Below are 24428 nucleotides of genomic sequence, written 5' to 3' on the forward strand. Positions count from 1 at the left end.
TATCGCGTCGGGATGCTGCGTATTCTATACAGTTTCTCGAGGGGCGCAACCCCTATTTATCAAAATAACTTAAAAATAGAACCGACTGTTTATTTTTTAAACCAAAATGCTGTTTTTCTCACTTTTTAAATCTTTTTCTACCCCTTCTCATCTAGAAAAGAGCAATTTCTAGCTCACAACTGTAGCTCTAAAAAGAAAAACTAGCATTAAGCTAGCTTTTCTTTTAAATGAATGAACGTATGCATTAGTTCGCTTGTTCAGCCAACCAACTCATAAATCTGTGACGTTCGGCTTTATTTGCATTTTTCCAAAGCTGAATCAGTTGTTGATCTGCTCCATTACTAGAATTTGAACTAGCTGGTGAAGCAGCACCTGAAACAACTGCTGCCTGTGTATAAACTGGAGCTGGCTGATTGACTGGTGTTGATTTCTTTTGAGTTAAATCTGCGGCTTTTGCAAAGATACCCTTTCCTAACCAAGGTTTTTGTTCTGTATTTGCACCCCTTTGTTGAACCAGCATTTGTTTATTTTTATTGAATAAAGCCACTACAGGCTGTTCAGCATATTTTTTTGCAGCTTCAAAACTTGCTGGTGCATTCACTACGTCTAATCGGTAATTTTCACCATCTTTTAAAAATGGCGTTTTTAAGGTCACCACACCGGACTTAACAATATCGTGCTCACCGTTTAAATGTTCAAAATATTGAGTATAACGCACACTAATACTAGTCTCGCCAGCATCGATTTTATATTGATTATTGTCCGAACGGAATAATCCAGTATTAACTTCCTGATCATTTACCGCAAGAATTTTAATTTCTTCAGGTGCTGTAATCGTGACTGCTGAAAATGCAGTACCACTGATCATCAATACAGCCGCAGCAAAAGTTAATCTAAAAGCCATTCTGCTTTCTCTTCTTTGATTGTTAAAATTCAGTTGCACTATGCAATGTATAAATGACGATTTTATGACAAAACTATTTTCAATATCCCGTATCTTCAAGAATTTGTTGAGATAAGCTTTTCAACTTCGTAGATATAAAATTTTAAGATTTTTTGAGGTATAAAAAAGAGCGTTCAATAACGCTCTCTTTGCTTTGAGTAAAGAAAAACTTAGCCAAATGTTTTAAAGCGTAGCTTATCATCCATAAAGGTTTTCTCTCCGGCAGGTGCCTCAATTGAACCAAACACCAGCTGAGCACGTAATTTCCAGCTTTTAGGAATCTCGAAAGTCTTTTCAACTTCATCATCAATTACAGGATGATAGTGCTGTAATGAAGCCCCTATATGATGTTCTGCCAATGCTGTCCATACGGCAAACTGTGCAATACCAGTGGAATGTTCTGACCATACTGGAAAATGATCTGCATATAGAGCAAACTGTTCTTGCAACGACTTGACAACCTCTTGATCTTCATAAAATAAAACGGTGCCATAACCTGCTGCAAAACTATTAATTTTTGTATCAGTTTTCTCAAAGGCGTCTTCTGGCACCATTTTACGGAGTGTGTCACGCACGATATTCCAAAACTTGGTATGTGATTCTCCATAAAGGGTAACAATACGTGAGGTTTGCGAATTAAAAGCAGATGGACTATTGCGTACCGCATCTTTAATAATTTCTTCGATTTTATCTTGTGCCAATGGAATATTTTTACCGATTGAGTAAATGCTGCGGCGTTGTTTCATTTGATCTAGAAATGACATGATTTAATTCCCTCTGATTTTTGTTAAACATTATTAGGATGAGTTTATCTTATGTTAATTCCATAATGAGTACATGACTAAAAAAGTGACATTGTGTTTTATTTATAGAACAATTTTATGAAATATTTCTGAATTTTATGCTGATGTAAAAAATATAAAAGCACCGATAGTAGGTGCTTTATTTGCTTATAGTATCGATTAGACCAGTATTCTAAATCGTTCGCCATCTTGTGGATCATGTTTAAAGTCAGCTTCCTGTTCAATTGAACCAAAAACCAGTTGTGCTCGAAGCAACCACGATGCGTCTATATTAAAATAGTCTGCAACTGCTGAATCTATACTCGTATTATAGTGCTGCAGGCAAGCTCCAATCCCCGAATCAGCCAAGGCCGTCCATACTGCATATTGCGCCATACCTGAAGTCTGTTCTGACCAAACTGGAAAATCACCCGCATTGAACGGGATTTTCTTTTGTAGTCGCTGAATGGTTTGCTGATCTTCATAAAAAAGTACCGTACCAAAACCTGCGGCACACTGCTCTATCTTCACTTCTGTACCGGCAAAAACATGCACTGCAACCAATTTGCGTTGCACTTCTTTAACAATGTCCCAAAATTTTTCATGAGACTCACCAAATAGCACCATAATTCGTGAACTTTGAGAATTTAAGGCCGATGGACAACTGCGTACCGCTTCCTGAATCAGTTCTGCCAAATAGGCTTGACTATAATGAACCTTCTTCCCAAGCACATAGATGCTGCGACGTTTTTTCAAATGGTCAACAAAAGTTAATTGCTCTATTTCTTCAGCAGCTCTTTTTTTAAGCTTAAAATCTTTGGTGATATCTGACTTCAGGACATGCCCAATTTTTTCTAACAATGCCACAGCAGTACTCCCCAATAATACGAATGTCCAAGTTTTTAATATCTGTTGATGCTAATCGTTTCCAGAAGACTTCTTTGAATAATTTATTTTTAGATGTTGTTTTTTAAATCAAACAATTAGCTTAAAAACAACAAACTCCGCACTTGGCGGAGTTTATGTGAAACATCAAGCATTTTACTTTTCTGTTTCAAATAATGCTGCAACAAACGATTTTGCCGAGAATGGACGTAAATCGTCGATTTTTTCACCTACACCAATAAAACGAATCGGCACATGGGTACGACTGGCAATATTAAACAGCACACCACCCTTAGCCGTACCATCAAGTTTAGTAATGGTAAGTCCGGTTAGGCCAACAGCCTCATCAAACATTTCGACTTGATTAATCGCATTTTGACCTGTGCCGGCATCAACCACCAACATGATTTCATGCGGTGCAGTTGCATCAATTTTTTGCATTACGCGTTTAACTTTGGTGAGTTCTTGCATCAAGTGGCTTTTATTATGTAGACGCCCTGCAGTATCAGCAATAAGTACATCGATACCTTTAGCACGTGCACTTTCAAAGGCATCAAAAATGACCGAAGCACTATCTGCACCATGACCTTGCGATACCACTGCAATATTATTACGCTCACCCCAAATTTGAAGCTGTTCTGTCGCTGCAGCACGGAAAGTATCACCCGCTGCCAACATGACTTTCTTGCCTTCACCTTGTAATCGTTTTGCCAGTTTACCAATGGTCGTGGTTTTGCCGACACCATTGACACCCACCACTAAAATAACGAACGGCGCTTTATTTGGATCAATGTGTAAAGGCTTGACACGTGGAGCCAGAATCGCCACTAGTTCTTCTTGCAAAGCTTTATACAATGAATGTGAATAGATCAAATCACCACGCGTAGTACGCTCGGTTAAATTCGCAATAATAGTTTTAGTCGCGTCAACACCGATATCTGCAACCAGTAGTTGCTCTTCCACTTCCTCTAATAATTCATCATCGATTTCTTTACCACCGATCAGAATATTCACCATGCCATCGGCAAGGTTTTTACGAGTTTTGGTTAATCCGACTTTCATGCGGCTAAAAAAGCCACTCTTAGATGCATCATCTTGCTCAGTTTCTGTGGCTACAGGCGCAGAAACAGTTGCTTGTTCTTGTTTTGGAGTTTCAACAATAGGTACATTTACCGCAGGTAAATTCGGTAAAGTGACATCGTCATCCCCGATATCAGCATCAATCAAAAATTTATTTTGCCCATTAGATTGCTGTTGCATGCCGAATCCTTGAAAAGCATTGCGTTGAAAAACAAGGATTCTAGCATAGATTTCCTTTGCAATCCCCAGTAGACGTACAACACACCAAAAACGAACAACTTAACCTTGCTTTCAAAGCATAATTTCTTAAAAATAATCATAAATACAATTAATCACTTTGGTAAATCTTGTGCTGAAAAGTTATTACTCAATTTTCCCAAAGCGGTCTTTTCTAAAAAAACATATTTTATCCCTAAGCTTGGTTCTGCTTTCACTACAAAGTGGATGGCTTCATGCCGAGACCCGCAGTGAATTAGCGCGTACCACCTTTGAAACCACGCTTAAAAATGGCTTAAAAGTGATTATTCGTGAAGATCATCGCTCCCCCATGGTGATGACGCAAATTTGGTACGGCGTGGGAAGCAGCGATGAATCAGGGAATTTATTGGGAATTTCCCATGTTCTAGAACACATGATGTTTAAAGGAACCAATAAAGTTCCGAATGACGAGTTTACCCGTTTAAGTCGCATTTATGGTGGAAGCGTAAATGCCTCAACCTTTACCAATTACACCAACTATTATCAGCTTTATCCAAAAACCTATTTACCGATGGCTTTAGAGCTGGAAGCGGATCGTATGAGCAACCTGCTGTTACGGCAGCAAGACTATGATCCGGAAATTAAAGTAGTCATGGAAGAACGGCGCTTACGTACCGATGACAATCCCAGATCTCTCGCTTTCGAACGCTTCAAATGGATTGCTTATCCAACCAGTCATTACCGACAACCTGTCATTGGCTACATGAAGAATCTTCAAAATATTCAGCTTGAGGATGTGAAAAAATGGTATCGCGACTGGTATACCCCAAATAATGCGATATTGATTATTGTCGGTGATGTGGATTCTGAAAGCACTTTATTACAAGTACAAAAGTATTTTGGCGACATCCCGGGCAGAAAAACACCGTCAAGAAATGACGTATTGGAATTTGACCGAGTGGGTTATCGTCATATGGAACTCAACCTACCAGTACAAGTACCGAATTTATATATGGCATGGAATGTCCGTTCACTGGTAACCGCCAAAAATCCGCAAGATGCTTATGCGCTGACGATTATTAAAAACCTGTTAGATAGTGGTATTTCCTCTCGACTGCAAGACCGATTGGTCCGCGACAAGAAAATTTTGACCGCAATCAGCGTTTCTTACGATCCTTATAGTCGCGGAGACAACTTACTCAGTATTTCCGCATTGCCTGTGGAGGGTGTAACTTTGCAAGAGGCTGAAAAAGCCATTCAAAGTGAAATTGATTTATTAAAGACTGAACTCATCAAACCCGAAGAAGTTGAACGGGTGACGGCTAGATTCGTGGCTAATCTAATCTACAGCCAAGACGATATTGCCGGACAAACCAAAATGATTGGCAACTTAGAAATCAATGGTTTAAGTTTTCGCTTAATGGATGAGCTTCCAAAGCATTTTGAAACCGTAAGCCCTCAAGATATTCAACGCGTGGCGAATATTTATTTTACCCGCGACAATCTCAGCACTTTATATCTTTCTCCCGAAAATAATGCACAATAACGGAATTTTACATGTTAAAGCTACGCCCTATCGTTTTACTCGGCTCAATTATCTGTGCCCAATCAACAATTGCCGAGGTCAATTTAAATAATATGAACGATGATAATCCGACTTATTTAACCTCAATCCCCCTATTACAAAGCTTAAAAATTAACAATAAACAACTTCAATTTAATGCGCCTTACGTTCATGAACTGAAAAATCGCTATAAAGTTCGTAGCCTGTTTGTAGAATCACAGGATCTCCCTATGGTCGATATCCAATTGACCTTTAATGCGGGTGCTGCACGAGATGAAGAGATCGCTCCAGGTTTGTATGGGGTTGCCAATATGGCAGCAAAGCTGATTGATGAAGGCACAGAAAAATATACTGCTAACGAAATTGCCAGTGCTTTTGAACAAGTCGGTGCACAATTTAGTGCCCAAGCTTATCGGGATATGTTAGTTATAAAACTAAGGGTGCTCTCAGATCCGAAAAAACTTGAGCCGGCATTAGGCATGATGATGGAAATTTTAAATCATTCCACTTTTAAAAAATCGAGTATTAATTTGGTGTTAAGCAATACTCAAGTAGGTCAAAAGCAGATTCAGGAAAGTCCGAGCCGGATGATGAATGTTCAGTTTTATCGTGCTTTGTATGGGAAACATCCCTACGCAGAACCGATTACCGGCACACAACGCAGCATCAGTAAAATCACTCCAGTGCAACTGAAACAATTTAGTGATCAATTTCTGGTGGCACAAAATCTGAATATCGCCATTACCGGTCAGCTCAGCGCCAAAGAAGCCTTACAACTTTCTGAACGCATTGCAGGAAACCTAAAACAGGGGCAAAAAGCCAAGCCGCTGGCTCAACCACTCGACAAATCAAATTTTGATATTCGCCACCTTACTTTTAATTCTAGTCAAGCGCATGTGATTATGGGGCATTTGGGCACCACACGATTTGATCCAGATCGTTTAGCTTTAGAAGTTGCCAATCAAATGCTGGGTGGGAGCGGATTTAATTCCGTACTGATGAAAGAGCTGCGGGTTAAACGTGGATACACTTATGGAGCTTATAGCTCATTTTCATTTAGCCAAGTTCCGGGTACTTTTAGTTTGAGTTACTCAACACGACAAGACCAACTGCTCGACAGCATACAAGTTACTCATCAAGCTTTGGTCAATTTTGTAAAGCAACCGATTGATCAAAAACAGCTGGAAGAAACCAAAGCAGGTATGTTACGAGCTTTTCCAAATAATTATAGTAGTAATGCCAATATTAATGCTCAGTTAGGCTCAATAGGTTTTTATAATCAGGCAGCTGGTTATCTAAATGATTATCCAAAATTATTAGAGAAAATTACCGCTCAAGATATCCAAGATGCAATCCGTAAGCATCTGCACCCCGAACGCTTGACCATCATTGTAGTCAATGAAAAACTCGATAAAGCAGCTCTGGAAGTAGCCCTTAATCAAAATCTGCTTCCAGATGTACCTAAGCTTTCAGCGCCTTCAATCGAACAGATTCCTAAAACAATTATTGCTCCGCCTGCAAAGGAGGTAATTGATGCGCCCGTTTCATTTCCAACTGATACGCCTGCATCAATTTAAAGTATTGAGCATAAGGAACCTGAGGCTGCTGCATCAGGTACAAAGCCATTTCTTGGGTATCAGGATAATTGGCTTGAGATGAAAGTTCCACAATATTTTCAAATTTTGAAACTGAAATTGGTCGGTGCAGGGCAACTAAAGCCAGCGTTAAAATAATGGCAATAATGGTAACAATGAGTACGTTATAAACATTTTCCAGCTTTATTTCAGATTTTAATTGAACAATTTTTTGTATAGCAATATGCATAACCTACCTCGAACTCAAGGTAGTGTAGGATGCGCTAAAAATAAGTACAAGCAGATTTGCTCAATTTCAAAGCACTTGTAGCAGAAATTGAGCAATCGTCAATTACTTATCCTATTACGTTTCTGATCACGGCAAAGTAAAGTACTAACGCAATAATCCCTAACACAAGCGCAATGGCAAAAACTCCGACCCCTCTTTCCGAATCAACTGGATGCAGTTCATCGTCATCCGCGACACGCTTTAACTCGCCATTGTAAACATCATAAAATTCTTCACGTTGCTGAGGACTTAGCTGACGAGTAAAGTCGTAAACTCTTTTACGCTGAGCTAAACAAAAATCGCCTAAATGAATCTCCTGGTGAAAAACTGCCTCATCTAAATTTTTGCGATGTTGATGAGCGAGTTCAACAATTTGAGTAGCTGTTGGAGGCAAATCAAAATTCAAACCATCTAATGTTTTTGTCATGTTATTCTCCTTATAGTTACGATTTTCCGTATATCCATATTAATAAAAAATCATTTTGTACATTGTTTAATCATGTAAACTTGAATAAACAGGAATAACCCACATATATTGTTTGACAATTAAGATGGATTGTAATATTACTTTAACAATAGCTAGTTAAATTAGTATCAAGACGAACTTAAAAGTCTTAGCTTTAGCAATCATAATTACAATAAGGAATTTAATATGATTCAACAACTCTCTCACCAAGACTTAGAACATGCATATGCAGATGCAGTAAATACTATTCAATCACAAATGAATTTTGCAGATGCGGTTAAAAAATTGGAAGATGTCGCTCGTGCTGGGCATGGTAAAGCAGCATTGTTTCTAGCAGAACTTTATTATCAAGGTTTCCGTGTAGAACGAGACTCGCTAAAAGCCCAATATTGGCAGAATTTAGCCACTATGCAAGCTTAATAAAACGTCACCAAGGTGGCGTTTTTTAATACCTATTGTTTTTAAATATATATTTCCTTACATAGTTTCTCAAAGCTTACACTGAACTTTAATCTAAATTTCCTACAATAGCTCCTGAAGTCACTAGATGCTTTTGGTATGAATCGAATTAAATCTTTACACCCTGTTCCTAAAGACTTGTTTTTTAAAATCACAATTTTAAAGTCAATGATGTACTGTGGTGTACTCTGGGGTTTATATCACCAACAAGGTTGGGCAATGATGTCTGACCATGAAGACTATATTTTTCCATTTTGGCTGAACAGTGTTCAAGCACATAAGTATGCTGAATTACATTGGCCAGACTATACGCCGCGTAAAATCACCTCTCATGATTTTCAAGAATCATTGCTGCCGACATTAACGCGTTTAAAAGTCACTCCTGCATTATGTAATTCTTCAAGTCGAAAATTTAAATTGACAACTCAACAAATGCGTCATTTCTTTTTCTCTGAATCTTTGCAACCTGCTTAGGCAGTCGTGCAAACTGTTAGAGCGAAATTGACAACTCAACAAATGCGTCATTTCTTTTTCTCTGAATCTTTGCAACCTGCTTAGGCAGTCGTGCAAACTGTTAGAGCGAAATAGAGAAAAATATAAAATTAAGTTTCTGACTTGAAAAGTGTTTGCATTTTTCTCATTTCGCGCTAAGTTTAATGTCAAATAACAAACAATAAAGGATGACAGTAAATGACCAATGTAGCACAAGTTATTCAGGACAAAATTGAACAAACCATTTTTACGATCAGTCCGGAAGCAACTGTACTTGAAGCAATTTCACTTATGGCAGATAAAGGCATTGGTGCAGTTGTGGTCACTGACCAAGATAAAGTAGTCGGCATTCTTTCCGAGCGTGATTACACACGTAAGGTTATGTTGATGGAACGAACCTCTAAAGAAACTTCAGTCAGTGAAATTATGACTGCAAAAGTATTAACAGTTACCAAATCAACCAGTGTTGAAGATTGCTTAGGCCTCATGACAGATCGCCATTTACGTCATCTTCCTGTGGTTGAAAATGACAAACTTGTTGGCTTGATTTCTATTGGAGACTTGGTCAAAGCCGTCATGGATGACCAGCGTAAATTGATTGACCAGCTTCAACAATATATTGCCAGTTAATCTTTTAAAACTAATGAATGCCCATAAAAAAACCTCTCATTACGAGAGGTTTTTTTATAACTCAATATACAGATTAAATTCTGTCTCAAAGGGAGAAGAAAATATCAACTAGTTTAAACCCAATTTTTCTGCAACATAATCTGAATCTTTATCCCCACAACCGGATAAGTTCACGACAATTTTCACATCTTTGGTTATTTTTGCTGCTTCACGTATCGCCCATGCCACCGCGTGTGAACTTTCTAGTGCAGAAACAATGCCTTCTATACATGACAATATCATAAAGGCATCCAGACATTCTTGATCTGTTGTAGTTGAGTATTCCACGCGCCCCAAGTCTTTCAAGACACTGTGCTGTGGACCTACACCCGGCTAATCCAGACCAGAAGCAATTGAATGGACCGGCAATAGCTCACCTTGTTCATCTTCAAGGAAATAACAGGCCATACCATGAATTGACTCGGTTTGCCCAAAGTTAAAGTGGCTGAATGCATAGAAGTGTCCAGACCATGCCCTGCCGGCTCATTGAGTTTTATTATGCTTAACGAGCTAAATATTTTGTCATATCTTCCACGCCTTTCAAGGTCATTGGATACATATGGTTCTCAAAAATCTGCTTAACTTGACCAATGGTATGGGTGTAATGCCAATAACGGTCTTCTTCAGGATTGAGCCATGCGGTCTTTTCAAAATGTTGACGTAAGCGCTGCAACCAGACATTGCCCGCTTCATCGTTCATATATTCAACCGAACCACCGACCGAGCTTAGCTCATAAGGTGCCATACTGGCATCGCCCACCACAATGACCCGATAGTCCCGGCCATAGGTATTAAATAAATCCCAGGTGTTCATACGTGTGTTAGTTCGGCGGATATTGTCCTTCCACACATAATCGTACAGACAATTATGGAAATAAAAATACTCTAAAGTCTTAAATTCGGTTTTGGCTGCGCTGAACAGTTTTTCACATTGCGCAATGTGTGAATCCATTGATCCGCCAACATCGAACAACATCAGAACTTTAATACGGTTACGTCGTTCTGGAACCAGTTGTACGTCTAAAATACCCTGCTTTGCCGTTTCACGAATGGTGCTATTAATATCTAGTTCTTCAGCAGCACCCTGACGGGCAAATTTACGTAAACGACGGAGTGCCATTTGCATTTGGCGTGTGCCTAAAATCTGTTCGTCATCGAGATTTTGGTATTTACGCTGTTCCCAGACTTTAACAGCAGAGCGTTTACGTCCCGGGCCGCCAATACGTACACCTTCAGGATGATCGCCATAAGCACCGAATGGCGATGTACCACCAGTGCCAATCATCTTGTTGCCCCCCTGATGCTTCTTGTGCTGTTCACGAAGACGCTCTTCCAGCATTTTCATCAGCTCTTCAAGGGAACCGGCTTTTTTCAGCTCTTCGCGTTGTTCTGGGGTGAGATGTTTTTCCAGCAGTTCCAGGTCGAACCAGTCTTTCGGCAGTTTATGGACTTGATTGAGCAAATCATCCAGATCAAACGTCGAGATACCATCAAAGTAATCTTTCATGGCACGGTCAAACTTGTCAAAGAAACGCTCATCTTTGACCATGATGGTTTTTGCCAGTTGATAGAATTCGTCCTGATCTGCAAAAACCAGACCTGAAGCAACTGCTTCATTCAGATCAATCAGTTCACGTGTTGAAACGGGTACGCCGTAACGTCGCAAAGTATAAAACAATCGCACAAACATGCGTGTTTCTCCCTTAACGGCGTGACATAAAGGCTAAACGTTCAAGCAATTGCACATCTTGCTCGTTTTTAATCAGCGCACCATAAAGTGGTGGAATCGCTTTCGATTTATCATGATTACGCAGAACATCTTCAGGCATGTCATCTGCCATCAACAAGCTTAACCAGTCAATCAGTTCAGACGTTGACGGCGGTTTCTTTAATCCCGGAATTTGGCGCAGCTTGAAGAATACTTGCAATGCTTCATTAACTAAAGCCGTAGAGACTTGCGGAAAATGCACATCAATAATTTCACGCATGGTCGCTTCATCAGGAAATTCAATATAATGGAAGAAACAACGGCGCAAGAATGCATCCGGCAACTCCTTCTCATTGTTTGAAGTAATAATTACGATTGGACGTTGTGTCGCGGTAATCGTTTCCCCTGTTTCATAAACAAAGAACGACATTTTATCCAGTTCATGCAATAAATCGTTTGGAAACTCGATGTCTGCCTTGTCAATTTCATCAATTAACAATACACAGCGCTCTTCACTGGTGAATGCTTCCCACAATTTTCCAGGTTTAATATAGTTTTTAATATCATAAACCCGATCATCGCCCAGTTGGCTATCACGCAAGCGTGAGACTGCATCGTATTCATATAATCCTTGCTGGGCTTTGGTGGTGGACTTAATGTGCCAGGTAAGCAATTTTAAACCCAAACTTTCAGCGACCTGTTCTGCAAGTAAAGTTTTACCTGTGCCCGGCTCACCTTTAACCAAAAGCGGTTTTTGCAGTGCGCGTGCAGCTTTTACAGCAAGTTTTAAACTATCAGTCGCAATGTACTGAGCTGTACCAGAAAATTGTTGAGTATCCACAGACATAATTTAACCTTATTGTTTTACTTAAAGCGGTGAACTATTTTTGTTGACTACAAATTTTGCTTTGTTGGCGGTGTATCTTGACCATAAATAGCCAACCACCAGACCAAGTCCCACAACAAATAAGATAAGGGAAGCATTTGACCAGACCAAAGCAGTTTCTTTGGTTAAAACGCCAAATAACAGCCCAAAAATTGCCGGAGCGATGGAAGCATTATTCCCTTCAGACACCGTAGGCGTAAGTAAAATCGCAAATCCAACGATCCATGTGATTCCACCCAAAGGTTGAGGCAAACGTTTTGCAATCGCATACCAAGCCCAAAGAATAATAATACTTCCCAATACATAAACCGTGACAGCGATGCTGTCTTCAGGAATTGAATCTAGTAGTGAAAGAAAACTATTCATCGTGCAACTCCTGAATCGACTTTAGGCACCACGTAACCCTTCTGGGGCAGCTTGATTAGGATTGATCAGACCTTCTGGCGGCACTTGAATAAAAAAGCCTTTGGTTTTAATTGAATCAATCACATGCAACACATTTACACGTGCCAATTTACGGTTCTCAGAGAGCTCTAAATCCATCACAAAGGTCGCACGACCGAATGCAACACGCATCGGTTCAGGCAATACCTCAAGCGGACTTGCTGCTTCAGCTTCGTTTTCAGTTGGCTCAGGACGGGCAATGTAAAGATACATTTCATCTTTTTTGCTAGATTTGAAAATTGAACAATGCATAGTTGAAACAGTACTCATAAAACTTGGCTTAAGCATACAGCAAAAAAAAGACCGATACATTAGTGATTATTAACGCATCAGTCTTGATTTTGTATAAACGATAATTCTTTAATCAATCTGTTTGAAAATTATTCTGTCACCTTCATTTGGGTAGATAGATATTGCTCGTCAGCATGCAGAACATCAATTAATGGCTTGGTTAACAGATCATAACGCCAACCCAAAAGATAGGCAGGCAAATCCTGTTCGTCATTATGAAAAACCACATGTTGATACAGTGCATTCAGCCATTTTTTACGCATCAGTACTTCTTTCGGTACGGTGGTTTCTTCTACTACAGTTTCAATGACTTTATCGACCTTTTCACCAATATCTTTGGATGAATGACGAATTGGACGTGCCATGCGAAGTGGCCATTCCGCCTGCTCAGGCAAGAATTTCAATAAATCCAGAATGGTCTTGCCGTGATCACGCACAATATTCTGACGAATATCTTTAATTCCTGATAACTGAAAATGATTACGTGGATTCTTTTCCACCAAATCAATCATGGTTGAATTCTTCAAAATAAAGCTACGCGGATAATTTAACGCTTTGACCATCTGTTCACGCCACACCGCCAGTTGCTGTAACTGCATCAGTTGACGGCGTGAGTGTCGATAATTGCCTACATCATGGTAAAGCAAATCTAATGGGGTTTCTTGCCCAATTTCATGGGTCAGATGACGGCAATCTTCGAGTGCAAACTCAAGTAAATTTTTCTCAGTTAATTTATGCTGAATTTTATTGGATAAATTCATTAAATAAAGTACATCATTGGCGGCATACGTCAACTGCTCCGGACTAAGCGGGCGCGCTAGCCAATCAGATCGCGTCTGATCTTTGTCAATATCGACATCAAGCATTTGTTTCAACGCATTTTGATAACTGACTTGAAGTCCATGCCCAAGAAAAGACAAGCCCACTTGGGTATCAAAAACATTGCTTAGGCTTTTTTGCTGTGCATAGTGGTAAATTAAATCAATATCTTCACTACAGGCATGGAAGACATTTTGCTGTGCTTGAAATAATTTTTCCCAAAATGCAGACAAATCCAAACTTGTCCCATCGAGCAAAAAGATTTGACCTGCAACATTAATTTGAAATACCCCTAATTTAGGCCACAGGGTATCGACTTTGATAAATTCTGTGTCTAATCCATAAATGGAGGTCTGACTCATCAAATGTAAAATATTTTCTAAGTCTTTTTGTTGCTGAATGAAGTGAAACATATTACCGAGTCTAAAAGCAGATTCTTTTAAAAAGTATATTAACCGATATATAACATTTAGATATAACAAAATTTGCGTTTACAAAATATATTGCTTTAATTTAGGTGTTTCTTTTAAATAACAATCCTTTTTTATATGTTTTTTATATAAGTTTAAATTTCAATCAAGCAAACGCGACTAAAGTCTCAGTTTACTCCTTAAATGATAAAATAAGCACCTAAGTACTTATTTCATCCGCATACGATTATGGACCGCCTGACTTAAGGTATGGCTATCTACATATTCAAGCTCACCCCCTTGCGGAACACCTTGAGCAATCCGGGTCATTTGTACAGGCAAATGTTTGGTGGCTTCTACCAAATAATGCGCAGTCGCCTGACCTTCCACGGTTGCATTGGTTGCCAGTATCACTTCAGAAACATTGCCTTTGCTCAAGCGCTGAATTAAATACGGAATTCCAATTTCTTCCGGACCGATCCCATCCAGCGGCGACAAATGCCCACCCAGTACATGGTACTTACCACGAAAACTGCCGCTTTGCTCAATCGCCATGACATCTGCAGGCGATTCCACTACACATAACAGCTGATCATCGCGCTCATTGGACAAGCAAATATCACAGACTTCATTTTCAGTCAGTGAATGACAAATGCTACATTCATGAATATAAGTGGTTGCTTCGTTTAACGCATGTGCCAAGCCGACTGCACCTTCCCTATTTTTCATGATGAGGTGCAATGCCATGCGCTGAGCCGATTTCGGCCCAACACTTGGCAAAATGCGTAATGCTTGTACCAGCTGATCAAATCGATCACTAAACACTAAATGTATTCCTTAGAATAAGCCAGCAAGGCCAGGTGGCAAGCCCATACCCGAGTTAGCCGCTTTCATGCGTTCTTCAGAAACCGCTTCAGCCTGACGTGCAGCATCATTCATTGCAGCCGCAATCAGGTCTTCAATCATATCTGCATCATCTTGCAAAAGCTCAGGACTGATTTCGATACGTTTTACCACGTTACGGCAAGTCATGGTGACTTTCACCAAACCGCCGCCTGATTCAGCATGAACTTCAGTTTGAGCAAGCTCTTCTTTAGCCTTTTTCACATTGTTTTCAACATCTTTCTGCATGCGCTGTGCTTGCTGCATCAACATATTAATGTTCATAAAATTCTCCGAACAATCAATTTCTAAATTAATATCTATAAAAAATTAGATTAAATCTAAACCACGACTAATGTCGCGAATAATATCATCAATATCTTCTAAACCAACAGATACGCGAATTAAACCCTCACGAATACCGGCAGCTTCTTTCGCTTCTGCTGAGAGTTTACCGTGAGTTGTGGTGGCTGGGTGAGTAATTGTCGATTTCGCATCACCTAAATTACCGGTAATCGAAATAAACTGGGTGTTGTCGATAACTTTCCAAGCCCCTTCACGACCACCTTTTACTTCAAACGAAACAATACCGCTAAAACCTGTTTGCTGTTTGGCTGCAAGATCATGACCAACATGTGAAGGTAAACCGGCGTAATACACTTTTTCAACTTTTTCGTGGTTATTCAAGAATTCAGCCAGTTTTTGTGCATTTGCAGAATGTTCACGCATACGTAAACGTAAAGTTTCCAAGCCTTTTAAGAACACCCAAGCATTAAATGGACTCATTGATGGACCGGTGGTACGCACATAACCAAATACTTCTTCAAGCAGCTGATGATTGCCCACCACAGCACCGCCAAGTGCACGACCTTGACCATCGAGATATTTAGTCGCTGAATAAACCACCAAGTCCGCACCAAATTTAATCGGTTGTTGCAATACTGGCGTACAGAAGCTGTTATCAATTGCAAGTAATGCACCATTCGCATGGGCAATATCTGCCAAGGCTTGAACATCGGCAACTTCAGCAAGCGGGTTGGATGGAGATTCGACAAACAATAATTTAGTTTCAGGTTTGATGGCACTTTTCCATGCTTGCAAATCTGTCAAATCAACAAAATCAATACTTACACCAAATTTAACCACATATTTTTCGAACAAAGATACAGTCGAACCAAATACTGCACGTGAACAGATCACATGATCGCCCATTTTCAAATATGACATTGCAACAGCCATAATTGCTGCCATACCCGAACTGGTTGCTACAGCACGTTCAGCACCTTCCAAGGCAGCTAAACGTTTTTCGAACATCGCTACAGTCGGATTGGTAAAACGCGAATAAATATTTCCCGGTTCCTGACCTGAAAATTTAGCGGCTGCTTCTGCTGCATCTTCATATACAAATGAAGAGGTCAGGAAAATTGGCTCGCCGTGCTCACCTTCAAAACTACGTGTATGACCTGTACGAATGGCTAAAGTATCTAATTGGTATTCAATGTCGTCTTGTTGGCTCATCTTCTCTACCTAGTCCTGGACTGCCGTTGCTAATAATTGCCAACATTTTGAGCGCCTATAGCATTTAAGGTCAAGGTATAATGCATAAATATCGCCTACACTTCGATCAATCCACCTAATGTTAGTAACCTCAGCAATGATTCAAGTTAAAAATAGAATTGCCAAACATAAAAGCAAACTCAAAAATCTGTCAACAAGTTTGTTCAATTCAAAATCGCTGGTTTTATCGCAAACTACACCCTATGAAATCATTGCAGAATATAAACACACTCGCCTACGTTATTACGCTTCACCAGATAAACAATATAAAGAACCGTTAGTCTTTGTGGCCCCGCTTGCAATTAACATGGCAATTTATGACTTATACCCTTATCGCTCATTGGTAAAGCACTTTCAGCATAGTGGTTTTGATGTCTATTTAATCGAATGGGGTCAATATAACTATAAAGATCGCTCACTCAATTTTATGTCATTTATTGACGATGCCATTCCCCATTGCATTACACAAATTCGTCAGCATTCTAGCAGCGATGAAATTTCCCTGCATGGCTGGAGTATGGCGGGTGTATTTGTGATGCTGTATACCGCATTACAACAACCAAATTTTGTCAAAAACCTGATTGTACTGGGTAGTCCGGTGGACAGTTATGCTTCCGGCCGTATTGGTAAACTATTTCAAAAGACCAATCAACTCATTGCTAAAAACAAAGTGCTACAAAACAAGATCTATTCTGAAACTTTACCCAAATCTCTGCTCCATACTCCGGGATTCCTGAATGCTTTCGGTTTTAAAATTATTGATCCTATAGGATGGGTACAAAGCCAAAAGCAGTTTTTAGCGAACCTTGATAACCCGCAAGCTTTATACGAACATGCCACTATGGGACATTTCCTGAACCGTATGATGGATTATCCTGGCGGGATCAATCAGGATATGATTTTTAATGTCTGGCTACAAAATCCGCTAAAAAATGGCGTTATACAATTGCAAGATAAGAATATCGAATTAAACAATATTGAGTGCTCCGTACTGGTGGGTGCGGGTCGTAGCGACCAAATCGTATCTGTAGAGGCGGTTAAGCCTTTAATTGAATTGACAAATAGCCAGGATGTCACGTTTACTCTTATTCCGGGTGGTCATTTAGGGTTGATGTCGAGTCAATCTAGTGCCAATGAATTCTGGCCATTTATGACCAACTGGCTAAAACACAGATCAAGTAAAATATAAAGGACATATCATGATTCAGTCAGTTGCATTTATCGGCTTAGGTGCTATGGGTTACCGTATGGCAGCACATTTACCTCAACATTTCGACACGGTCTATGTATGGAATCGTAATTTCGAAAAAGCCAACCAGCATGCAACTGAATTTGGCACTCAGGCTGTTGAACTTGAACAGGCAGTTCAGGCAGACATCATTTTTTCCTGCTTACCGACCAGCAATGAAGTGGAAGAACTTATTGCAACGGTACAGATTAAATCCGGTGCTGTATGGGTAGATTGCACCAGTGGTGTTCCTGAATCTGCAAAAAATCTAGCAAAGCTACTTAAAACACAAAATGTAGATTTCCTTGATGCACCAGTCAGTGGTCAGACCATTGGTGCAGAAAATGCGACCTTAACGGTAATGATTGGCGGAGAAGCGAGTGCTTTCGAACAAGCCCTGCCTGCAATTCAGGCTTTTGGTAAACTGATCAAACATGTCGGTGGCCCGGGTGCAGGATTTGCGGTTAAAGCCGTTAACAATATGTTATTGGCTGTAAATCTATGTTCAGTGGCAGAAGGTTTTACTGCGCTCAAGGCACATGGTGTAAACTTGAATGAAGCACTGGATTGTATTAATGCATCCAGTGGTAAAAGCGGTGTAACCGAAACTGTTTTACCACAGCGTATTTTAAATCGTAGTTTCCCTCTAACCTTTGCCCTACCATTGTTAGCCAAAGATACCGGTATTGCTTTAGACTTGATTCGTGAGGCTAAACTTTCTGCACCCGTGATTGCGCTTACTCAAAGCTTAATTCAAGCGTCTAGTGATTTAGCAGAAAAAGACAGTGACTTTTCAAGCGCTGTAAAAATGTATGAATCATGGAGTAAAATTACACTTGAGTAATAACTCGCCATTGAATAATGATAACGAAACCTAATATTGTGATTATGTGTTATACACAATGTTCTTACAGAGGAAACTCTCATGACTAAGTTAAGTATTGCAATTTTTGCCAGTGTTGCAACTTTTATTGGGGCTAATGCTTTTGCAGCTACGCCAGAGCAAGAATGTCAAAAATTAAAGAATGACCACGATGTCATTTATGCATCTAAAGGTTTTTGCTTCAAAGACCCTGACGCCAAGGCGAAGTTTGGCAATGATAATTGCTATACAACTAAACCAAAATTTTCGGATAAAGAGCAACAACGACTTGACGCCATTAAAGATCGTCAGAAAGAATTGAACTGTAAATAATTACAGTACCCAATCACTTTCAAGGATTAGCCATGCTTTACGATGATCAAAATATTTTTGCACGAATTATCCGCAACGAAATTCCTGCAATTAAAGTGTATGAAGATGATCAAGTCCTCGCTTTTATGGACATCATGCCACAAGCTGAAGGTCATACATTGGTGATTCCTAAAACACCAGCGATCACATTGCTTGACCTTCCTCCTGAAGCGGCGGCTTATACTATTCAAATTGTGCAAAAGGTTGCACAAGCGATGGAAAGAGCCCTTGAGGTCAAAGGTATTGTACTGATGCAACTTTCAGGTGCCTCCGCAGGTCAAACTGTTCCACATGTACATTTCCACCTTATTCCAAGCTCGGTTCATGAATTAGGGAAACATGCTTTACATATGGGTGATCAAGAAAAAATCCACGCATTGGCTGAAAGAATTAAAGCTGCGCTTTGATTTAAAATGAATTCAAAAAAATGGAGCCTTGGCTCCATTTTTTTTATAAATACAGAATAAAAAACAAATATTTAGTTTAAAGATCAACTTAAATACGTCATCAAACTGTCATTTATCATTCACTTTTTTGTCACAAAGATTACAGATACTGCATAGCAAGTTGGTGAGCTTCTGTAACTTTTTGTACTCAAGCAAACTAAAAAGAAGTGTTAAGTAAGGCAAATGCCATTTAGAACCGTGTTTTGGAGAAATCTCAATGAAAAAATTGCTTCTCGCTGCTGTAGTAGCGGCTATGGGGACGAGTGCAGCACAAGCGGCACCAACTTTGTACGGTAAAGTGAATGTTAGTGTTGACAGTTATGATGATGGAAAAGATGATAAAATAGAACTCAACTCAAATGCTTCCCGTATTGGTGTTAAGGGTGAAGAGAAACTGACTGATAAACTCGCTGCTGTTTACCAAGCAGAATGGGAAATTGATGTCGATGGTGGAGATGATGTATTTAAAAAACGTAATATTTTCGCCGGTTTAAAATGGGCTGATATCGGTACTTTAAAAGCAGGTATTATGGATACCCCATTTAAAGATGCTGCTGGCGGCTATCGTGATGTATTCAATGACTATGCACACGCTGACATTAAAGAAATGATGTACGGCGAAGAGCGTGTAGAAAATGTTATTGGTATTGAAACCGATCCAAAACTGATGGGTGGATTAGTTTTCGCTCTTCAAGCGCAACAAGGTGAGTCCACCAGTGATACTGCAAACTATACAGATGGTGCTCGTGATAGCGTTGGTGATGGACTTTCTACTTCACTTTCATATGCCAATAAAGATTTAGGCTTCGAAGGTGTTATTGCAGGAAACTTCAAATCCATAGGTGACTTTGCTGCTGTCGGCATCTCAAATGCTCCTGCTGATGCAATCCGTATTGGTGGGTCTTTCGACCTAGGTAAAATTGGTGCGACTGGTTTATATTTAGGTGCAATGTGGCAAACTGCAGAAATCTCTGATTACTTAGGTACTGAAACCTACAAGAATGTAGAAGAAAAAGCTTGGTTAGTTTCGGCAACGTATAAGCTTGCAAATACCCCTTGGTCTTTTAAAGCTCAATATCAAAAAGCTGACACTGACTGGACTGTAGCTACAGGGACTGGCGATACTTCGGCAAAACAATGGGGTATTGGTGCAGATTACAAACTAAACAGCCAAACCAAATTATTTGCGAATGCAGTACAACGCGAGTGGGACAATAAGCGCACAAACGTTGGAGCTGCTGCAGCAATTCCAAATGCTGATGAAAATGTTTACGGCTTAGGTATGGAAATTAAATTCTAAGTTCACAACAGTTAATATGAGACTGCCTAAGGGCGGTCTTTTTTTATCTGAACTCAATATTCAGGACAGTTTTTATAAAGAGTCTCTTTAACTTTCACACCGCCTTATTCTATTTTTTTAAATACTCAAATTTTAATTAAAATACAACCCAATCTCATTTAATAAATATTATCCCGCGATAAAACAAAGTATTTTAGTCAACTTTAAAATATAAAAATACAACTGTTTTAGTCAACTTTAAATATAATATATGAGTATTTTAGTCGGGATTAAAAATATTAATACTAAGTGTTTTAGTCAACTTTAAAATAGTCAAATATTAGTTTATTTTTTAATAAACCATATTATTAACTTATTGTTTTAATTAATATAAATAATATATTTTTATTTTAAGTGTTTATTCTATTTATTTTTAGTTACTTTTTGTTTAATAATATAATTATATTTTAAAAATAGGCTTATTTGCATGAGCTTAATACCCAAAGATTTTAATCAAAGATTAGTTAGAGAGATTACAATCATATTAATAATTAAGATTGCTCTTTTGCTGCTGATTAAAAATATCTGGTTCGACGCGCCCACTATTCCCAAAAATTTTGACTCTCAAGTTGCCGAGCGTATTGCCGGCAGTCCTTCCCAAATCAAGGAGACACGTTGATGATTTCTGAAAGCGTGGTCGATCTTTCGCGGTTCCAATTTGCAATGACCGCGTTGTATCACTTTATATTTGTACCTCTTACTCTTGGGCTGGCTTTTATTCTTGCCATTATGGAAACCACTTATGTGATTTCCGGTAAGGAAATTTATAAAGACATGACCAAATTCTGGGGAAAACTTTTTGGTATTAATTTTGCCTTAGGGGTAACTACAGGCTTAACCATGGAGTTCCAGTTTGGTACAAACTGGGCGTACTATTCGCATTATGTCGGTGACATTTTCGGTGCGCCACTGGCTATTGAAGGATTAATGGCATTTTTCTTGGAATCGACCTTTATTGGTCTTTTCTTCTTCGGCTGGGATCGACTTTCCAAAGCTCAGCATTTAGGCGTGACCTGGCTGGTTGCACTCGGTTCCAACATGTCGGCACTGTGGATTTTAGTTGCCAATGGCTGGATGCAAAACCCTGTCGGTGCAGCGTTTAACTTTGAAACCATGCGGATGGAGTTGGTGGATTTCGGCGCGCTGATTTTCAACCCGGTGGCTCAGGTTAAATTTGTCCACACTGTATCTTCAGGTTATGTGACTGGTGCAGTTTTCGTTCTGGCAATTTCCAGCTATTACTTGCTCAAAAAACGTGATCTGCCCTTTGCACGCCGTTCTTTCGCGATTGCTGCAATCTTTGGTTTAGCCTCTACATTATCGGTTATTTTACTAGGTGATGAATCCGGTTATGAACTGGGTGATGTACAAAAAACCAAATTAGCTGCAATTGAAGCAGAATGGGAAACTCACCCAGCTCCCGCTCCATTTACATTGTTTGGTATTCCAAATCAGGAAGAACAACGCACTGACTACGCTATTCGCATTCCATATGTGATGGGTATTATTGCGACGCGTTCCCTTGATAAAGAAGTGACTGGTTTGAAAGACTTGATGGTTCAACATGAGCTTCGTATCCGCAATGGTATGAATGCGTATGCCGAACTTGAAAAACTTCGTGCAGGCGATCGCTCTCCAGCACTTATGGCGTCTTTCCAAGAAAATCAGAAAGACCTGGGTTATGGCTTGCTTCTTAAAAAATACACACCAAATGTAGTGGATGCCTCTGAAGATCAAATCAAGGCAGCAACCAAGGATACTATTCCTAACGTAACTGCCCTGTTCTTCTCGTTCCGTGCCATGGTTGCTTCTGGTTTCTTGATGCTGCTTCTGTTTATCCTGGCAACTTATGCAGTGGCTAAACGCAATGCAGAAAACAAACCGTGGCTGCTTAAATTTGCACTTTACGGACTTCCATTGCCTTGGATCGCTACACAGACTGGCTGGTATGTGGCTGAAGGTGGACGTCAACCGTGGACCATTGGTGAGGTTTTACCTACACATCTTTCTGCTTCAAGCTTAAGCACTGGTGATATTTGGGGTTCAATCTTAGCGCTTGCAGCGTTCTATACAGTACTTCTGATTATCGAGATGTACTTGATGATCAAATTTGCTCGCTTAGGTCCAAGTTCTTTACATACTGGTAAATACCATTTTGAAAAAGCTGATGCTCAAAACCACGCTGCTGCGGAGGCTCAATCATGATCGAATATGAATTACTCAAAATCATTTGGTGGGTTCTGGTGGGTGTACTGCTGATTGGCTTTGCCCTCACCGATGGCTTCGATATGGGTTCCATGGCAATTATGCCCTTCGTGGGCAAAAACGATGACGAACGTCGTGCGGCAATCAATACCATTGCCCCACACTGGGACGGTAACCAGGTCTGGTTCATTACTGCTGGTGGTGCACTGTTTGCTGCATGGCCTATGGTTTATGCCACAGCATTCTCCGGCATGTACTGGGCGCTCCTGCTTGTACTTTTCGCTTTATTCCTCAGACCTGTAGGCTTTGACTATCGTTCTAAACTTGAGAACAAAAAATGGCGTACGTCTTGGGACTGGGGTTTAGCTGTTGGGGGTGCAGTTCCTGCATTAGTGTTCGGTGTTGCCTTCGGTAATATGTTCTTAGGTGTACCATTCACCTTAGATGAAACAGTACGTTCAACTTATACCGGTAGCTTCTTTGCACTGCTTAATCCGTTCGCGATTGTTTGCGGTCTGGTCAGCCTATCTATGCTGTGCGCGCATGGCGGGGCTTGGTTAATGCTTCGTACAGATGGCGACTTACATGCACGTTCTGCGAAAGCAACTCAATTGATGGGTGTTATATTCCTGGTTTGCTTCTTGGGTGCAGGTGCGTGGTTATACTTCGGTAGTATTGAAGGTTATAGCCTAGCGCAGCCATTTGATACCAATGGTGTAGCAAATCCATTTGCCAAAGAAGTCATTACCAATGCCAACCATGGCTGGATGAATAACTATTCAACTTATCCAATCACCATGATTGCACCTGTAATGGCAATCTTGGGTAGCCTGATTGTGATTGCATCTGCTGCGAAAGCAAAAGCGGGGTTAAGCTTCCTGGGCACATCGTTCATGGTGATTGGTGCAATTTTAACTGCCGGTTTTGCATTGTTTCCATTCCTTATGCCTTCAAGCATCAATCCTGTTGCAAGCTTGACGATGTGGGATGCAGTATCAAGTAAAAATACACTAACTGTAATGACAGTTGCGGCCTGCATTTTTGTTCCAATTATTTTGTGCTACACCACTTGGTGTTATTACAAAATGTGGGGCGTTATTACCAACAAACACGTTCAAGAAAATTCACACAGCCTCTACTAAGGCTGTGTTAGAAAACTAGGAGTTATTCAATATGTGGTATTTTGCTTGGATTCTCGGGATTTTAATGGCGTGCTTTGCAGGCGTATTAAGTGCCCTTTATATCGAACATCATCAAGATTTAGATGAGGAATAAACCATGACAGAAATCGCAATGACAGCAGAAGAAAGCAAGCCAAATAAGTTCGTAATGGCCATTTCATTTTTGATGGCATTGCCGCTTGCTACAGTGCTATTGATTCACCCTGCCCTCATGCTAGATGCCAATGGTCACTACAACCATAGTGCATTGATGATGATCATGATCGGGATTTCAGGTGGATTTATTTACGGAGTAGGATTTCTGCCGAAGTTCTGGCTGTGGAAATGGCTGTTTAGCCCATATATTGCATGGCCACTCATGATCTGGGGTTATTACACCTGGTTTCTGACCTGATGA

29 protein-coding genes and 1 pseudogene are annotated in these 24428 nt (G+C 40.0%); 15 read left to right on the top strand and 15 right to left on the bottom strand.

Annotated elements, in window-relative coordinates; translation table 11 throughout:
- Positions 1-244 precede the first annotated feature (244 nt).
- The 4 genes from AC3CAU_RS10605 to ftsY form a co-directional block, all read right to left on the bottom strand.
- Positions 245-904, bottom strand: coding sequence for a DUF2057 family protein (locus AC3CAU_RS10605; protein WP_447052956.1), 660 nt, complete (start codon positions 902-904; stop codon positions 245-247).
- 209 nt (positions 905-1113) lie between these two features.
- Positions 1114-1707, bottom strand: a complete 594-nt coding sequence (locus tag AC3CAU_RS10610) for a nitroreductase family protein (protein ID WP_447052955.1) — start codon at positions 1705-1707, stop codon at positions 1114-1116.
- A 198-nt stretch (positions 1708-1905) separates the two neighbouring features.
- Entirely contained in the window at positions 1906-2592 is a 687-nt protein-coding gene (locus AC3CAU_RS10615; RefSeq protein ID WP_447052954.1) for a nitroreductase family protein, read from the bottom strand.
- 174 nt (positions 2593-2766) lie between these two features.
- Positions 2767-3870 carry a signal recognition particle-docking protein FtsY gene (gene ftsY, locus AC3CAU_RS10620; RefSeq protein WP_447052953.1) on the bottom strand — a complete coding sequence of 368 codons (1104 nt, stop codon included), beginning with the start codon at positions 3868-3870 and terminating at the stop codon, positions 2767-2769.
- 223 nt (positions 3871-4093) lie between these two features.
- On the opposite strand from ftsY, the gene AC3CAU_RS10625 reads away from it, so the two are divergent.
- Entirely contained in the window at positions 4094-5434 is a 1341-nt protein-coding gene (locus tag AC3CAU_RS10625) for a M16 family metallopeptidase (RefSeq protein ID WP_447054311.1), read from the top strand.
- Between the two features lie 11 nt (positions 5435-5445).
- Entirely contained in the window at positions 5446-7029 is a 1584-nt protein-coding gene (locus AC3CAU_RS10630) for an insulinase family protein (RefSeq protein ID WP_447052952.1), read from the top strand.
- On the opposite strand, the gene AC3CAU_RS10635 is transcribed toward AC3CAU_RS10630, so the two are convergent.
- Positions 6956-7276 (bottom strand): hypothetical protein, encoded by a 321-nt coding sequence (locus AC3CAU_RS10635; protein WP_447052951.1) that lies wholly within the window; start codon positions 7274-7276, stop codon positions 6956-6958. The two genes, AC3CAU_RS10630 and AC3CAU_RS10635, sit on opposite strands and share 74 nt — an antisense overlap.
- 106 nt (positions 7277-7382) lie before the next feature.
- On the bottom strand, positions 7383-7742 hold the full coding sequence (locus tag AC3CAU_RS10640) for a hypothetical protein (protein WP_131214341.1): 360 nt from the start codon (positions 7740-7742) through the stop codon (positions 7383-7385).
- Between the two features lie 225 nt (positions 7743-7967).
- Between AC3CAU_RS10640 and AC3CAU_RS10645 the strand changes: the two genes are divergently transcribed.
- The 3 genes from AC3CAU_RS10645 to AC3CAU_RS10655 all read left to right on the top strand — a co-directional run bounded on the left by AC3CAU_RS10645 (position 7968) and on the right by AC3CAU_RS10655 (position 9362).
- Complete coding sequence (locus tag AC3CAU_RS10645; RefSeq protein ID WP_131214342.1) at positions 7968-8201, top strand: SEL1-like repeat protein; 234 nt, start codon at positions 7968-7970, stop codon at positions 8199-8201.
- Between the two features lie 138 nt (positions 8202-8339).
- Positions 8340-8714 carry a DUF2750 domain-containing protein gene (locus AC3CAU_RS10650; RefSeq protein WP_131214343.1) on the top strand — a complete coding sequence of 125 codons (375 nt, stop codon included), beginning with the start codon at positions 8340-8342 and terminating at the stop codon, positions 8712-8714.
- Between the two features lie 216 nt (positions 8715-8930).
- Entirely contained in the window at positions 8931-9362 is a 432-nt protein-coding gene (locus AC3CAU_RS10655; protein ID WP_131214344.1) for a CBS domain-containing protein, read from the top strand.
- A 108-nt stretch (positions 9363-9470) separates the two neighbouring features.
- Here AC3CAU_RS10655 and AC3CAU_RS10660 read toward each other — a convergent pair.
- The 9 genes and pseudogenes from AC3CAU_RS10660 to AC3CAU_RS10700 all read right to left on the bottom strand — a co-directional run.
- Positions 9471-9886: pseudogene (locus AC3CAU_RS10660) on the bottom strand (tryptophan synthase subunit beta); the annotation flags it as partial.
- Between the two features lie 17 nt (positions 9887-9903).
- Positions 9904-11091, bottom strand: a complete 1188-nt coding sequence (locus AC3CAU_RS10665) for a vWA domain-containing protein (protein WP_447052950.1) — start codon at positions 11089-11091, stop codon at positions 9904-9906.
- A gap of 13 nt (positions 11092-11104) precedes the next feature.
- Positions 11105-11956, bottom strand: coding sequence for an AAA family ATPase (locus tag AC3CAU_RS10670; RefSeq protein ID WP_131214346.1), 852 nt, complete (start codon positions 11954-11956; stop codon positions 11105-11107).
- A 21-nt stretch (positions 11957-11977) separates the two neighbouring features.
- On the bottom strand, positions 11978-12361 hold the full coding sequence (locus AC3CAU_RS10675; protein ID WP_131214347.1) for a hypothetical protein: 384 nt from the start codon (positions 12359-12361) through the stop codon (positions 11978-11980).
- Between the two features lie 21 nt (positions 12362-12382).
- Positions 12383-12691, bottom strand: a complete 309-nt coding sequence (locus AC3CAU_RS10680; RefSeq protein ID WP_131214658.1) for a YcgL domain-containing protein — start codon at positions 12689-12691, stop codon at positions 12383-12385.
- Positions 12692-12819: 128 nt separating this feature from the next.
- Positions 12820-13962, bottom strand: coding sequence for a ribonuclease D (locus AC3CAU_RS10685; RefSeq protein WP_131214348.1), 1143 nt, complete (start codon positions 13960-13962; stop codon positions 12820-12822).
- Between the two features lie 225 nt (positions 13963-14187).
- A complete protein-coding gene (gene recR, locus AC3CAU_RS10690; RefSeq protein ID WP_131214349.1) occupies positions 14188-14784 on the bottom strand; it encodes a recombination mediator RecR in 597 nt (198 codons plus the stop codon).
- 12 nt (positions 14785-14796) lie between these two features.
- Positions 14797-15126 carry a YbaB/EbfC family nucleoid-associated protein gene (locus AC3CAU_RS10695; protein WP_131214350.1) on the bottom strand — a complete coding sequence of 110 codons (330 nt, stop codon included), beginning with the start codon at positions 15124-15126 and terminating at the stop codon, positions 14797-14799.
- A gap of 45 nt (positions 15127-15171) precedes the next feature.
- Entirely contained in the window at positions 15172-16359 is a 1188-nt protein-coding gene (locus tag AC3CAU_RS10700; RefSeq protein ID WP_447052949.1) for an O-succinylhomoserine sulfhydrylase, read from the bottom strand.
- A gap of 136 nt (positions 16360-16495) precedes the next feature.
- On the opposite strand from AC3CAU_RS10700, the gene AC3CAU_RS10705 reads away from it, so the two are divergent.
- The 10 genes from AC3CAU_RS10705 to AC3CAU_RS10750 all read left to right on the top strand — a co-directional run bounded on the left by AC3CAU_RS10705 (position 16496) and on the right by AC3CAU_RS10750 (position 24425).
- Positions 16496-17587 (top strand): alpha/beta fold hydrolase, encoded by a 1092-nt coding sequence (locus AC3CAU_RS10705; RefSeq protein ID WP_131214660.1) that lies wholly within the window; start codon positions 16496-16498, stop codon positions 17585-17587.
- Positions 17588-17597: 10 nt separating this feature from the next.
- Positions 17598-18470: an NAD(P)-dependent oxidoreductase gene (locus tag AC3CAU_RS10710; RefSeq protein WP_424619835.1), complete on the top strand. Its 873-nt coding sequence runs from the start codon at positions 17598-17600 to the stop codon at positions 18468-18470.
- A gap of 81 nt (positions 18471-18551) precedes the next feature.
- Positions 18552-18821: a YARHG domain-containing protein gene (locus AC3CAU_RS10715; protein ID WP_131214353.1), complete on the top strand. Its 270-nt coding sequence runs from the start codon at positions 18552-18554 to the stop codon at positions 18819-18821.
- Between the two features lie 32 nt (positions 18822-18853).
- A complete protein-coding gene (locus AC3CAU_RS10720; protein ID WP_131214354.1) occupies positions 18854-19267 on the top strand; it encodes an HIT family protein in 414 nt (137 codons plus the stop codon).
- A gap of 256 nt (positions 19268-19523) precedes the next feature.
- Positions 19524-20606, top strand: coding sequence for a porin (locus AC3CAU_RS10725; RefSeq protein ID WP_447052948.1), 1083 nt, complete (start codon positions 19524-19526; stop codon positions 20604-20606).
- A gap of 466 nt (positions 20607-21072) precedes the next feature.
- Positions 21073-21264, top strand: coding sequence for a cytochrome oxidase putative small subunit CydP (cydP, locus tag AC3CAU_RS10730; RefSeq protein WP_131214356.1), 192 nt, complete (start codon positions 21073-21075; stop codon positions 21262-21264).
- Positions 21264-22850 carry a cytochrome ubiquinol oxidase subunit I gene (locus AC3CAU_RS10735; protein ID WP_447052947.1) on the top strand — a complete coding sequence of 529 codons (1587 nt, stop codon included), beginning with the start codon at positions 21264-21266 and terminating at the stop codon, positions 22848-22850. The genes cydP and AC3CAU_RS10735 overlap by 1 nt, the downstream gene beginning before the upstream one ends.
- A complete protein-coding gene (cydB, locus tag AC3CAU_RS10740; RefSeq protein ID WP_131214358.1) occupies positions 22847-23992 on the top strand; it encodes a cytochrome d ubiquinol oxidase subunit II in 1146 nt (381 codons plus the stop codon). The genes AC3CAU_RS10735 and cydB overlap by 4 nt, the downstream gene beginning before the upstream one ends.
- Positions 23993-24023: 31 nt before the next feature.
- The gene (gene cydX / locus AC3CAU_RS10745) at positions 24024-24125 is read left to right on the top strand and encodes a cytochrome bd-I oxidase subunit CydX (protein ID WP_002120988.1); all 102 of its coding nucleotides are present in this window, start codon (positions 24024-24026) and stop codon (positions 24123-24125) included.
- Positions 24126-24128: 3 nt separating this feature from the next.
- Positions 24129-24425, top strand: a complete 297-nt coding sequence (locus AC3CAU_RS10750; RefSeq protein ID WP_131214359.1) for a cyd operon YbgE family protein — start codon at positions 24129-24131, stop codon at positions 24423-24425.
- Positions 24426-24428 lie beyond the last annotated feature (3 nt).

It is taken from the genome of Acinetobacter sp. GG23 (genome assembly GCF_057766365.1).